Here is a 12,555-nt window from a genome sequence, read left to right on the forward strand (position 1 = left end):
GCTGCCCTGGCACAATCATCGGTAAAGTGAAGGGCCCCGGTTGCCGTTAACTACGCAGGAGGGGCCCTGCGTAACCGGCATTACCTGCGTAAGCGGTACGCGCAAGCTAGTGGGTCACGGCCCCGGCCCAATTCGCCGAACCTACGATGATACGTACCGCTCTCCCTTCGATGTCGATAGACCGACGCTTCGGCATCCAGATGGCTGTCGTCTTCGTTCCGGTGCTGGCGTTGTCCTGCTGGCTGCTCGCCTATGAGTGGTCCACCTACGCGGCGGCCGACGAGGCGCTGCATAGCTTCCAGTCATACCGCCTCGCCCTGCTCGCCATGGAGAAGGTCTCCGCAGAGCGGGGACCGAGCAATGGGGTGCTGGGCGAGGATCTGCCGATTCCAGCGGAACGGATGGCCGCGCTACAGAAGGCACGCCGCGCCAGCGACATTCAGGTCACCTTGCTGACCGATTCGCTGCGCCGCAAACATTGCTTGCGCTGCGCCGCCGAGCTTACGATCGTGAGCGACCTGCAGACCGACCTGGCCGCCGCGCGATCGAACGTCGACCGGCTCGCGCGCCTCGCCCGGCCGCAGCGCGACGACCACGCGTTGCAAGGCGCCGTCAACAGCATGATCGCGATCATCCCCGAGTTCATGCCCATCGTGACGATCAATACGGCAACGGCGATCAAGGGCGACCCGAATGCACTCAACTGCATGCTCGTCGGGCGCCTGACCGCGGATCTGCGCGAGCAGGCCGGACAACTGGGCTCGCACTTCACGAGTGCCCTCACCCTGCGCAGACCTCTTACCGGGGACGAACAACTCGGCATCGAACGCACGCGGGGACGCATCGAGCAATTGCGGGCGCTGCTCGACGCCCGAACACCCAGTCTGGCTGCCGCAGATCCGCAAGGGCTCGCCCGCATGACCGACCAGTACTTCGGAACGGGTCTGAGCTACGTCGCCAGTGTGCGCGCGCTCGCCGCCCGGCCGGGTGGCGCGGGCATTTCCACCGCACAGTTTGCGCAGCAGTACGTCGCCACCATGCAGGCGATTACCGGCTTTCGCGACAATGTGATCGCGCTGGCCCACGACGAACTGAGCCACAACCGCAGCGATGCATTGCTGGTACTCATCGGCACCAGTTTCGCAGAGGTCCTGCTGCTCGCGTTGCTGATTACGATTGCCGTGGGTTTCAGGCGTCACGTCATCGGCCCGTTCGTCAAGGCGACCCGCATCATTGATGCGTTGGCGCGCGACGATCTGACCGCGGACATCCCGCGGGTGTCCGGCCGCCGGGAAATCCGCGGCATGTTCGATGCCATGCGCGTTCTCAAGAAAAGCAGCGCCGATCGCATCCGCCTCGAGCAGGAACGCATGTATCTGATTGCGGAACTGGCCAACCTCGCGCAAACCGATCCGTTGACACATCTCCTCAACCGCCGTGCTTTCGAAAACCATGCTCGCGCATTGTTCGAGGAAGTCAGGAGTTCCAGGCAGCAGGTCGCACTCGTCATGTTCGACGTCGATCATTTCAAGCGAATCAACGACACGTATGGCCATACCGTCGGAGACGACGCGTTGCGGCTAATCGCCGGCCTATGCCGAGAGCATTGGCAGGACTCCGATATTGTCGCGCGCATCGGCGGCGAGGAATTTGCCGTGCTGGTGCGCGTCGACAACGCCGCGCATGTGCTCGATCTCGCACAACGTCTGCGCAAGCGGATCGCAGAGACGCGGGTGCCCACTGGGACAGATACCAGCTGCTCGATTACCGCCAGCTTCGGCATTGCCGTTTCTGCGGACCCGGACGAATCCGGTGTGACGGTACTGCTCAAGCGCGCGGACCAGATGCTGTATGCGGCGAAGCTGTCGGGCCGCAACTGCGTGATGATCGACACCGGCGACGCCATGGACGAAGCGCCCAGCGCGTCCTAAACCACCCTCCCGGACTGCGCGTAGGCGACGAATTGCACTTCGGGCATCGGTCTGCCGAACAGATAACCCTGCGCCCTGTGGCATTCCAGCGAGGCAAGCACATCGGCCTGCTGCTGCGTTTCCACGCCTTCAGCGACGACATCCAGCCCAAGCGACTCCGCCATCGAAATCATCGCTTTGACTAGCGCGAGATTCTTGCCGCGAGCGTCGATGTCGCGCACAAACGAGCGGTCGATCTTGAGCGTGCTGATCGGGAAGTGTCCGAGATAACTGATGGCCGAGTAGCCGGTGCCGAAATCGTCGATCGCGATCGCCACGCCCATTTCGTTCAGCTCGTCGAGCGTGCGACCTACGTTCTGATCGTTTTCCAGCAACAGGCTTTCGGTGATTTCCAGCGTCAGCCACTGCGGCGCACAGCCGCTCGCCGCCAGCGCCGCCTGCACACTGCGAGCAAGGTCGTTCATGACGAACTGCCGCCCCGAGACGTTGACGGAGATGCGCATCGGCACGGCACGTCCGGCGTTCCAGCGGACCACGGCTTCACAGGCCGCGGCGAGCACCCAGTCGCCGATCTCGACAATCGTGCCGTTATCTTCCGCTACCTTGATAAAGATGTCCGGGGTCAACAGGCCTCGCCCGGGATGATTCCAGCGCAGCAGCGCTTCCGCGCCGACGAGGCCCGCGTCGCCCAGACCGACGATAGGCTGGTACAGCAGCACCAGCTCGCCCGCGTGGGCCGCGCCGTGCAGCGCCATGCCCAGCTCCATACGCTCGACGGCCGCTCGCGTCGTGGCAGGATCGTGAAAACAGAACTGGTTGCCGCCAATCCTCTTGGCGGCATACATGGCGGAATCGGCGTAGCGAAGCAGCGTCGCGGCATCGCTGCCGTCACGCGGATAGCGGCTGATGCCGATGCTGCCCGTCATGAAGACCTCGTTGCCGTCGATCACCACCGGCTCCGCCAGGGCCATCAAGATCCGGCTCGCGATGATGGCCAGATCCAGATCGTCATCGTGCACCGGCGCAAGGATCGCGAACTCGTCGCCGCCCAGCCGCACGACCGCGTCGTCGCCGCGCTTGCCTTGCAGGAGACGCATCGACACCGCGCGCAGCAACTGGTCGCCACATGCGTGTCCGAGTACGTCGTTGACCTCCTTGAAGCTGTCGAGGTCCAGCACCAGCAGACCGATCTGACGTCTGCCGGCGTCGGCGTACGCCAGTGCCGCCGGCAGACGATCTTTCAACCAGGCGCGATTGGGCAGATCCGTCAGCGGATCGAAGAATGCCAGTTGCCGGACCTTTTCCCGGTAGTGGACGATATCGGTGATATCGCGTCCCACTGCCAGCACGGTTTCCAGCTGTCCTCGCTCTCCGGGTTCGGGGACGAACCTGACTGCCACCCATCTGACATCACCGTTGGGCCCGTCATACTGGAACTCCGCTTCGCGGGCAGACGCGGCCCGAAGCGTCACGCGAATGCAATCTTCGTAGTCGAGTTGTCCGGCCGGCGTGCCGACCTCCGCTGCCGGCGCCAGGCGAAAGCCACCGCCACCAGGAATCTGCTGCATCGCTGGGTTCGCGTAGACGACCTCACGCCGCCGGTTGTAGCGGGCGATGAAATCGGGCGAGTGTTCGATCAGCGTTCTGAAGAGTTGTTCGTGCTCATGCCCGGTCCGCCAGCGCGCGCCTGAAGGTCTGCGCGGCCGTCCGAGCCACTTCTGCACACGGGCGTCGCAGCGAGTCCTGAAGTCGGCAAGCTGGACGAGAAGCGCGCCCATCCGTGAGCCTGCGTTCGTCGCCATGGTGTGTGTGGTCCCTTAAGGGCACGGGCGTGCTGCCCGTGCAGCGTGTGTGGCCTGCCATGACTATGTATACGGTGGAACGCGGGCGCGCCTGAATAGGTAGGGGAGACGATCTGACGTCAAGTTTTGCTGATTATTATGTCAGGCAATCCTTAGCAAACCTGGACTGGAAATAATGCTCAGGTGGTGGGCAAAAAATCGCGTCTCGAAACGCCTGGGATCCCTGCGCTGGCGTCGTCAGGGACCACCGGCAGACATGAACGTGGGCGTGGGTGTGCTCCGCCCACGCCCATCGGAGGCCTTACTTAAGAAGCAGGACTTCTACACCCATCGGCTCCAGAACGAGTGGCTGGGACACAGGCTGATCCGTCAACACGCTTCGAACAACCGGCACGGCAAGCTCGACCTGCGCCGCCTCCTTCGACAGGTTGAGCACGAACAACAGCCGCCGAGCGTCGCCCGAGCGAATCGACAACTCCACCCCCGAGGGCAGATCGTCGACAGCGTTAAGTCCCAGTTCCGCCACAATATCGCCGATCAGGATCCGGTACCCGTGGTCGTCAGGAATGCAGCCGACGTAATACGCCACGCCTTGCCCGAAGTTATTTCGTGTAATGGCCGCGCGCTGCGCGAAGAACTCCGTCGTATAGGTTGCGATCGTCTCGGCGGTGGTCGGCGAGAGTATGTCGCACCACTGCGAACAGGATGCTTGCGATTTGCCGCGCAACAGGATGCCTTGCTGATCGTTTCCTACCGGGTCGTACTCATCGACGATGGTGCCGGCAATCTCGCTCAATCCCCCGGGCAGGCGCGCCGCGAGGCATACATTGTTCATGTTCTTCACGCCGCTACGCGTGGTGAGCAGCACGGTTCCACCCTGCGCGACGTATTCGCGCAACTTCTCCACCACGGCGTCATTTTCAAGGAACAGAAATGGCGCGACGACCAGACGATACGGGCTGATCGCAGCAGTCCAGTTGATGACATCCGTGCCGATTCCCAACCGCACGAAGGCCTGGTGAATCTGCTTGAAATTGTCCAGATAATCGAATCCGTCCGCCTGCGGCTGGATCTTCAACGCATTCAGTTGCTCGTGCGAAAACAGCATGGCGACATCGTTGACGACGTTCGTACCTTCCAGCAACGGCGCGACGTGCCGGACTTCCTCGCTGAAGCGGACGAACTCTTCAAACCGCCGCCCCGGCTCGCCGTGGTGGTCATGCAATCCATGCCAGAACTGTTCGGCGCCGACGCGCGCGGTGCGCCAGCGAAACTGGACCACGGCGTCCGCGCCGCGCGAAACGCTTTGCCAGGCGTGCGCGCGGATCATGCCGGGATACGGTGTGCGCGACATCGGATGCCAGCAGCCTGGCGTCCCGCTCAACTGCTCCATCACCCAGAAGTTCTTCTGCTTGATGCCGCGCGTGAGGTCGTGTGTCAGCGCGCCGTGATAGACGCGCGATTTGCTGTCATTGGCGAGGTCGGTGCTCGGATAGTAGTCCACCGACGCGAAATCCATGCTGTCGAACAGATCGTAGTAGTCGTTGATGACCGGATAACCCCACAGATTGTGCGTAACGAACTGCCCGCTGCAGTGGGCGCGTATCACGCCTGCCTGGAAGCGGTTGAAGTCGGCAACGGAATCCGAGCAGAAGCGTCGATAGTCGAGCAGGTACGACGGGTTCAGGTACGGCGAGCCGCCCAGAGGGGTCGTAATCTGCGACCACTCGCTATATTCGCCGCTCCAGACCACCGTTCCCCACTCACGGTTAAGCGTGTCGAGATCGCCGTATTTGCGCTGCACCCAGAGCCGGAAGTCGCTGTTCGCCGCGTCGCTGTGACTGTCGTTGCCGATCATCTCGTTGTCGGTCTGCCAGCCGATCACGTGCGGGTTCTTGCCGTAGTGCCGTGCCAGCTTTTCGACGATGATCTCGGTGTACCGGCGCAGCGACGGGCTGTTGTAGCAGCGATGCAGGCGCACGCCCGGGTAGATGGGCTGCAGTTGGCTGTTCAACGGCAAGATGTCGGGGCACTTTGCGACGAGCCAGTTTGGCGGCGTTGCCGTCGGCGTACCAATCACCACTTCAATCCCGTGACGCGCCAGCGTCCCGATTGCTTCATCGAGCCAGCCGAAGTTGAACTGGCCTTCCTGCGGTTCGAGGCGCGACCATGCGAATTCCGCGAGCCGCACCAACGTGATCCCCGCGGCTTGCATACGCTGAGCATCGTCCTCCCAAACGCCCGAATCCCAATGCTCGGGGTAATAGTCGACACCGACCTTCATAAAATTTTCCTGAATGTAGAGAATGGACACCGGGTGTCGCAGCCCCGGCACGAAACCGGCAAGACTCAGCCCTTCGTTGCGCCGAATGTCAGGCCTGCTACAAAATGTCTTTGCATTGCGAAGAAGATCAGCACCGAGGGCAATGCGGCCAGTAGTGAACCTGCAGAGACCAGGTTCCATGCGGTGGTCCACTGCCCCTGCAAGGCGGCAACGCCGACGGTCAACGGTGCCGCGTGATCGCCCTCGGTAAGACAGAGCGCCCAGAAATAGTCATTCCAGACAAAGGTAAACACGAGCACGGCAAGCGCGGCCAGCGCGGGACGAATCAGCGGCAGCACGATGCGGTAGAACAGCTGCCATTCGTTCGCCCCCTCCACGCGCGCAGCCTCCACGAGCTCGTAGGGCAATTCCTTGATGAAGTTGCGCAGGAAGAGCGTACAGAAACCGGTCTGGAACGAGAGATGGAACAGGATCAGGCCGCCAACCGAATTGAACAGGCCGAGCTTCAAGGTCAGATCGCGAACTGGAATCATCAACACCTGGATCGGTACGAAGTTGCCGGCCACGAACGTGGCAAGCACAGCCGCATTGCCCTTGAACGGATAGGTCGCCAGCGCGAAACCCGCCATGGCGGACAGCACGATCGCGCCGATGACCGACGGGAACGTGATGAGACAGCTGTTCCACGCATAGTGCAGCATCGGCGAGTCGACCAGTACCGTTCGATAGTTCGTCAGTGCTGCGAATTGATGCGGCCAGCCCCAATAATTTCCTTGCATCAGTTCGTCCGAAGAGCGAATGGACGTGACCAGTACGGCGAGCAGAGGCAACAGCCACACAGCCAGAGCAACGGGCAGCGAAAACCTGTAAAACGCGCGACTGGCGGGCTTCCAGTGAGAAATCGGCAAGGGATACATAGACGCTCCGTGAATCAGTGATCCGTACGCAACAGGCGGCGCAATTGATAGGCGATGAAAACCAGCATGATCAGGAACAGCACGACTGCGATCGCCGCCGAATAGCCGTAGCGGAAATACTTGATGGCCTGGTCATACATGAAATACGCGAGCACAGTTGAGCTATCGAACGGTCCGCCACCCGTCATCACGGAGATCAGGTCGAAGCTGCGCAACGCGCCGATGACGGTCAGCGTGACCGCCATGAAGGTAGCGGGCCGCAATTGCGGCAGCACCACGTGCCAGAGCAGGCTCAGGCCGCGGGCGCCCTCGAGGCGCCCTGCTTCGATCACTTCCGGGTTGATGCCCGTGAGGCCAGTGAGGAAGAGAATCATGCAAAAGGGAATCTGCACCCACAGCGCCGCGACGATGATGCCGAACGTCGCCATATGTTCGTTGCCCAGCACCGGAATGCCGTGCCCCACGATCAGCTTCAGCAAACCGAAGGCAGGATCGTAGAACCAGCTGAACACCAGCCCCACCACCACGCCGGGGATCACAAAGGGCGCGAAAAACAGCGACTTTGCAAGCCGGATGCCGCGCACCGTCTGATTCAGATACAGCGCGAAGGCGAGCCCGGCCGGCGGTGCGAGCAACGTCAGCACCAGCCACAGCACGTTATTTTTGAGTGCGGTGTAGAAGGTATCCGAGTGGAACAGCTCGAGGTAGTTGGCGAATCCGGCGAACGTGGCTGGGCTCACCCCGTCCCAGTTATAAAAGCTCAGCATGATGCTGCGCAGGATCGGATAGATAACGTACGCCGTGAACATCAGGCACGCAGGCGTCAGAAACAACAGCGCAGCACGGCGACGTCGCCGCGCGAGCGGCGACGCAACGTTGGATACAGACATGATTCGGCTCGCTAAAGCGCGCTCAGGCGCGCATTGCATTCGTTGAAAGCGTTTCGCCGCAGCGCAGGTGCAGGCCGCCTGCGCTGCGCAAACTCATTGCTTGTAGATGCGCTGACGCGTTTCCTCGAGATGTGCGAGCACCTGATCGAGCGTCGACGGATCGCTGACGAAGCGCTGCATGCCCTTCATCCCCTCGTCGGCCATTTCCTTGGTCATGTCCCGATCGTAGAACTGCGCAATGCCGCCCTTGGTGTTGGACAGAATGGCAAAGCCCGTCTTCGTGAACGGATCGTCGGCAACGCTCGCCTGGTTGTTCGCCGGCAGCGACCCGAACGCCTTGGCCCAGCGGGTGTCCATGGCGGGTGTCGACATAAAGGCAAGGAAGCGGCGCGCATCGACCTTGTTCTTCGCCTTGGACGGAATGTTCAGGCAATCTGCCGAACCGTCTTCCGCCACCGTGATCCTGGGATCCATCACGGGGAACTGGAAGTAGCCGACCTTGGGTTTGATGGCGTCGGGCAAGCCGCCGGCAATGAAGCTGCCCATCAGCATCATCGCAGCCTGGCCCTGTATCAGCAGCGGCTGGGACGAGTCGAGCGTGTAGGAGAGCGGATTGTCGACGAAGTACTTGTTGTCGATCAGCATCTTCCACGTTTCATAGACTTTCTTGACGCGCGCATCGGTGTAGGGAATCTTGCCGTCCATTAGCTGCATGTGGAACGCGTAGCCGTTCAGACGCAGATCGATGTAATCGAACCACGCGGCGAGCGGCCACGCATCGCGGCCGCCCACTACGATCGGCGCAATCCCCGCTGCCTTGAGCTTCTTGCAGTCGTCGAGGAATTCGTCCCACGTCTTGGGCTCGCCTTTGATGCCCACCTTGTCGAACAGATCCTTGCGGTAGAACACGCCCCACGAGAAGTAGTCGGTCGGCAACGCGTACTGCTTGCCTTCGTACGACGAAGGTTCTTTCAGCGAGGCCAGAGTCGTGTTCCAGCCATTCTTCTGCCAGTCGCCCGACATGTCGTCCAGCAAGCCACGTTTGGCGTAGTAACGCATCCGTTCACCCTCATGCCACTTGACGATATCGGGTGCCTCCGAAATCAGCCAGCCGGGAAGCTGGACCTTGTAGGCCTCCTCCTCGATATACGCGGCCTTCACGGTGACGTCGGGGTTGGCCTTCTGGAACTCGGCGATCGCCGTGTCCCAGAAGGCGCGTTGATTCGCGCCCTTGAACGCAATATTGACCGTCAGTGTGCCCGCGTGGACCTGTGCGGCAAAAACCAGCGCCGCGCCGAGTAGCGACAGGCGGAAGCCATGTTTCATTTTTGTCTCCTGGGTATTTGTTATGCAGCTCAAACGGCCACGCCGTGCTCGTCGAACAGATGGCATGACATGGGGTCGATGGCGAGGCGAACCGTCTCGCCCGGGCGGACCGGTGTATTGCCCTGGACCTTGACAAGAAGCGTCGAGCCGTCAGGGTCGTTGCAATGCAGATAGCTCTGCTCGCCAAGCCGCTCGATCAGCGATACCGCGCGCGTCAGCGTCGCCGCACGGCCGCTATCGATGCCGGCCGGGCCGGTCTGGGAAGCCGAAACGTGTTCGGGCCGCACACCGAGCGTCACGGCCTGCCCCGGTTCCAGCCGGCGCGTGACATTGCCCACGCGGACGGTTTCCCCGGTACTGTTGAGAGCGACGATGGCGTTCGCGCCATCCAGCTGGCTAACGCGGGCCGGGAGAAAATTCATCTGCGGCGAGCCGATGAAACCGGCCACGAAACGGCTATTGGGCCGCAAATACAGGTCCATCGGTGTGCCGATCTGCGCGATGCTGCCCGTGCCGGCTGAGTCGCGGCTGACGTTGAGGAGCACGATCTTGTCGGCCAACGTCATCGCCTCAACCTGGTCGTGCGTGACGTAGACCGTGCTTGCCGCGCTGAAGCGGCGATGAATGCGCGCAATTTCCACTCTCGTCTGCCCGCGCAGCGTGGCATCGAGGTTCGACAGCGGTTCGTCGAACAGGAACACGCCCGGCTCGCGGACAATCGCGCGTCCAATCGCGACACGCTGACGTTGTCCGCCAGACAGCGCGGCCGGCTTGCGATCGAGCAACGACTCGAGCTGCAGGATCCTCGCGGCCTCCTTGACCTTGCTGTCTACCTGTGCGGCCGGCAGCCTTGCGAGCTTGAGGCCAAAGCTCATGTTCTCCGCCACCGTCATGTGCGGGAACAGCGCATAGCTCTGAAACACCATGGCGACGCCGCGCTTCGCGGGCGGCACCGTATTGACCACCCGCCCGCCGATCGAAATCTCGCCGCCGCTTGGGTCTTCAAGACCCGCGATGATGCGCAGAAGGGTCGACTTGCCGCAACCTGAGGGACCCAGAAACACGCAAAACTCGTCTTGTGCGATGTCGAGATCGACGTCCCGAAGCACCGGCGCGTTGCCGTCGAATTGCTTCGAAACGCCCCGCAGGGAAATGGCTGCCATTGTGTCTCCAACCCATTTGGTTTAACGTTAAACCAAACCAACCGAAAAATACGGCCAGCGGCCGTTCAGGAGGTCGAGCAACGTCTATCTGAGGATGAAAGTTAGCAGCGCGGGATACGCTTGGCAAGTTTTTTTTCTGTGCTTTTTCGGCGCACGAAAAATTAACGGCTTCCTGTGCGGGTTGGTAAGATCGGCGTCTGCGATGATATTTACGCCTGTACTGGCGCGTGGATGGCAAGGCTTAAGGGGGGAAAATGTCGAGGCGGGAAGGCTTGATGGCGACGATCAAGGAGGTAGCCGAACTGGCGGGTGTCACGCCAACCACGGTCTCGAATGTGCTTCGTGGCCGCGGACGCGTCGGAACCGAAACGCGGCAACGCGTGCTGGACGCGGTGGAAGCCAAAGGCTACCGGCCCAATCTGAACGCGCGAGCGCTGGTCGAACGTCGCGCGCCGACGCTTGCTCTCATGCTCGGTTGCATCACCAATCCGTTTTATCCGGAATTCACCTTGCAGGCCAACAATGCGGCACGCCGGCACGGGCGCTTTCTACTGGTTTGCAATACTGACTATGAGCCGGACGGCGGCACGGGATTTCTAGCCGACGTGGCGGGCTCATTGTCGGACGGTATCCTCGTGGCGAACAACGGCGATCTGCGCATCGAAGAACTGCAGGCCATCCAGGCAACCGGCACGCCGGTGGTGATATCGATCTGGGAGTTTCCCGATGAGTCGCCCGGTGTTCCTTGTGTCGCTTTCGATTCGCACAAGGCCGGATCGATCGCCACCGAACACCTGCTGGAACTCGGGCATCGCCGTATCGGCGCGCTGATCGGCAGCGCAAAAAACGGCATCCACGGCGGTCGGTATGAGGGTTTCCGTGACGCGCTGCGCTTGCAGAAAGTCAAACACGTGCAGGCTGACGCGCGCTTCGTGACGGATACATACCAGGGCGGCTTCGACTCCGCCACCGACCTGCTCAGCGCCCGCCCGGACCTGACGGCGCTTTTCATCTCGAACGACCTGATGGCGCTCGGCGCGCTCAACGCGGTGGCGGCGCTCGGCCTGCGCGTGCCTGAGGATGTGTCAATCGTCAGCATCACCAACATCGAAATGGCCAGTCAGTCCCGGCCGGCGCTCACGACTGTTGCCATTCCGACGGCCGAGATGGCCGAGCAAGGCGTCGAGCTGCTGATCAGGCTCGGCTCGGGCGTACGCGGCGTGCCGAACATGATTCGCACGTCCGATCCTGTGCTGATCAGGCGTGCGTCGACGGCTCCGGCGAAGCAGGGCACGCAACCGTGATCACGCCACAGAACCCGCGGGGCACGTGAGATGCGCAGACTGCGCGCAGCCCCGCCCCAAGCCGTTTTATGCCCACGCTTCATGCATTTGCGCATGCTCCGTGCTGGCCGGTATGCGCGGAGTCTTGATGCGGCTCGAACGTGCGTCACGGGCCTCGCTGCCCTTACCCGTATCGCCGCAGGGCACAAAAATATACCCGCGGCCGCGCACGGTCTGAATGTATTGCGGACTCCCAACGTCAGGCTCGATGACCGAACGTAGGCGGAATACCAGTACATCCAGGCCACGCTCCGTCTGCCCGGTGTCGCGCATGCCAAGCAGGGCAATCAGGCTCGGGCGCGACATGATCTTCAGCGGATTCACGGCGAAGACCTTGAGCAAGGCGAATTCGCTCGAGCGCAGGTCGACCTCTTCGTCGTCCTTGATCAGGCGCCGCGTTGCAAAGTCGATCTGCCAGTCGCCGAACGAGTAGCGCTCGCGGATCTCAGGCGCGGCATACACCACCGATGCCCGGCGACGCACGACCGTACGCAGACGCACCGTCAGCTCACGAACATCGAACGGCTCCACTAGGTAATCGTCAGCACCCAGTTCGAATGCGATGATCTTGTCGATCACGTCCGCCGACTTGCTGATCATGACGACCGGCATGTCGTAACCCGCGGCGCGCAAACGCCGCAGCGCCGCATGGGCCTCGGAGACAGGCAGTTCGGCGCGCATCACGATGGCGGTCGGCAATTCCTGCTCGACGCGGCGAACCAGGAAGGTCGCGTTGTATAGCACCGACATTTCGATCTGTTCACGGTGAAAATGGGCACGCAGTTCATCGCGTACCGCCTGGTCTGGCTCAACAACAAGAAGCCGCATGTTCATGACGTTCGAACACCTCTAGACTGCTGTGAAGAATAATCCGGTGACCTCCGCTTCGGCCTCGCAGC

At 61.8% G+C, this 12,555-nt stretch carries 9 protein-coding genes; 2 read left to right on the top strand and 7 right to left on the bottom strand.

Annotation, left to right across the window (positions count from 1 at the left end; genetic code table 11):
• Positions 1-146 precede the first annotated feature (146 nt).
• Positions 147-1,931 (top strand): diguanylate cyclase, encoded by a 1,785-nt coding sequence (locus P3T20_RS03165; RefSeq protein WP_429286024.1) that lies wholly within the window; start codon positions 147-149, stop codon positions 1,929-1,931.
• Here P3T20_RS03165 and P3T20_RS03170 read toward each other — a convergent pair.
• From P3T20_RS03170 to P3T20_RS03195, 6 genes are all read right to left on the bottom strand, one after another.
• On the bottom strand, positions 1,928-3,733 hold the full coding sequence (locus P3T20_RS03170; RefSeq protein ID WP_429286025.1) for a putative bifunctional diguanylate cyclase/phosphodiesterase: 1,806 nt from the start codon (positions 3,731-3,733) through the stop codon (positions 1,928-1,930). The two genes, P3T20_RS03165 and P3T20_RS03170, sit on opposite strands and share 4 nt — an antisense overlap.
• 301 nt (positions 3,734-4,034) lie before the next feature.
• Entirely contained in the window at positions 4,035-6,017 is a 1,983-nt protein-coding gene (locus P3T20_RS03175; protein WP_429286026.1) for a beta-galactosidase, read from the bottom strand.
• Positions 6,018-6,082: 65 nt separating this feature from the next.
• The gene (locus tag P3T20_RS03180) at positions 6,083-6,934 is read right to left on the bottom strand and encodes a carbohydrate ABC transporter permease (protein ID WP_074269192.1); all 852 of its coding nucleotides are present in this window, start codon (positions 6,932-6,934) and stop codon (positions 6,083-6,085) included.
• 14 nt (positions 6,935-6,948) lie between these two features.
• Positions 6,949-7,824, bottom strand: a complete 876-nt coding sequence (locus tag P3T20_RS03185; protein ID WP_429286027.1) for a carbohydrate ABC transporter permease — start codon at positions 7,822-7,824, stop codon at positions 6,949-6,951.
• A gap of 93 nt (positions 7,825-7,917) precedes the next feature.
• Complete coding sequence (locus P3T20_RS03190; protein ID WP_074269194.1) at positions 7,918-9,150, bottom strand: ABC transporter substrate-binding protein; 1,233 nt, start codon at positions 9,148-9,150, stop codon at positions 7,918-7,920.
• 29 nt (positions 9,151-9,179) lie between these two features.
• A complete protein-coding gene (locus tag P3T20_RS03195) occupies positions 9,180-10,313 on the bottom strand; it encodes an ABC transporter ATP-binding protein (protein WP_429286028.1) in 1,134 nt (377 codons plus the stop codon).
• A 275-nt stretch (positions 10,314-10,588) separates the two neighbouring features.
• Between P3T20_RS03195 and P3T20_RS03200 the strand changes: the two genes are divergently transcribed.
• The gene (locus P3T20_RS03200; RefSeq protein ID WP_429286029.1) at positions 10,589-11,617 is read left to right on the top strand and encodes a LacI family DNA-binding transcriptional regulator; all 1,029 of its coding nucleotides are present in this window, start codon (positions 10,589-10,591) and stop codon (positions 11,615-11,617) included.
• A 66-nt stretch (positions 11,618-11,683) separates the two neighbouring features.
• Here the strand turns inward: P3T20_RS03200 and P3T20_RS03205 are convergent, their stop codons facing one another.
• Positions 11,684-12,490 carry a winged helix-turn-helix domain-containing protein gene (locus P3T20_RS03205; RefSeq protein ID WP_074269197.1) on the bottom strand — a complete coding sequence of 269 codons (807 nt, stop codon included), beginning with the start codon at positions 12,488-12,490 and terminating at the stop codon, positions 11,684-11,686.
• Between the last annotated feature and the right edge of the window lie 65 nt (positions 12,491-12,555).

Source organism: Paraburkholderia sp. GAS206C, assembly GCF_050435645.1.
In the GTDB taxonomy this organism is placed as follows: Bacteria; Pseudomonadota; Gammaproteobacteria; order Burkholderiales; family Burkholderiaceae; genus Paraburkholderia; species Paraburkholderia phenazinium_B.

Coding starts and splice junctions, on each gene's coding strand:
- P3T20_RS03165 (WP_429286024.1), top strand. CDS start 147: ATGATACGTACCGCTCTCCCTTCGATGTCGATAGACCGACGCTTCGGC.
- P3T20_RS03170 (WP_429286025.1), bottom strand. CDS start 3,733: ATGGCGACGAACGCAGGCTCACGGATGGGCGCGCTTCTCGTCCAGCTT.
- P3T20_RS03175 (WP_429286026.1), bottom strand. CDS start 6,017: ATGAAGGTCGGTGTCGACTATTACCCCGAGCATTGGGATTCGGGCGTT.
- P3T20_RS03180 (WP_074269192.1), bottom strand. CDS start 6,934: ATGTATCCCTTGCCGATTTCTCACTGGAAGCCCGCCAGTCGCGCGTTT.
- P3T20_RS03185 (WP_429286027.1), bottom strand. CDS start 7,824: ATGTCTGTATCCAACGTTGCGTCGCCGCTCGCGCGGCGACGTCGCCGT.
- P3T20_RS03190 (WP_074269194.1), bottom strand. CDS start 9,150: ATGAAACATGGCTTCCGCCTGTCGCTACTCGGCGCGGCGCTGGTTTTT.
- P3T20_RS03195 (WP_429286028.1), bottom strand. CDS start 10,313: ATGGCAGCCATTTCCCTGCGGGGCGTTTCGAAGCAATTCGACGGCAAC.
- P3T20_RS03200 (WP_429286029.1), top strand. CDS start 10,589: ATGGCGACGATCAAGGAGGTAGCCGAACTGGCGGGTGTCACGCCAACC.
- P3T20_RS03205 (WP_074269197.1), bottom strand. CDS start 12,490: ATGAACATGCGGCTTCTTGTTGTTGAGCCAGACCAGGCGGTACGCGAT.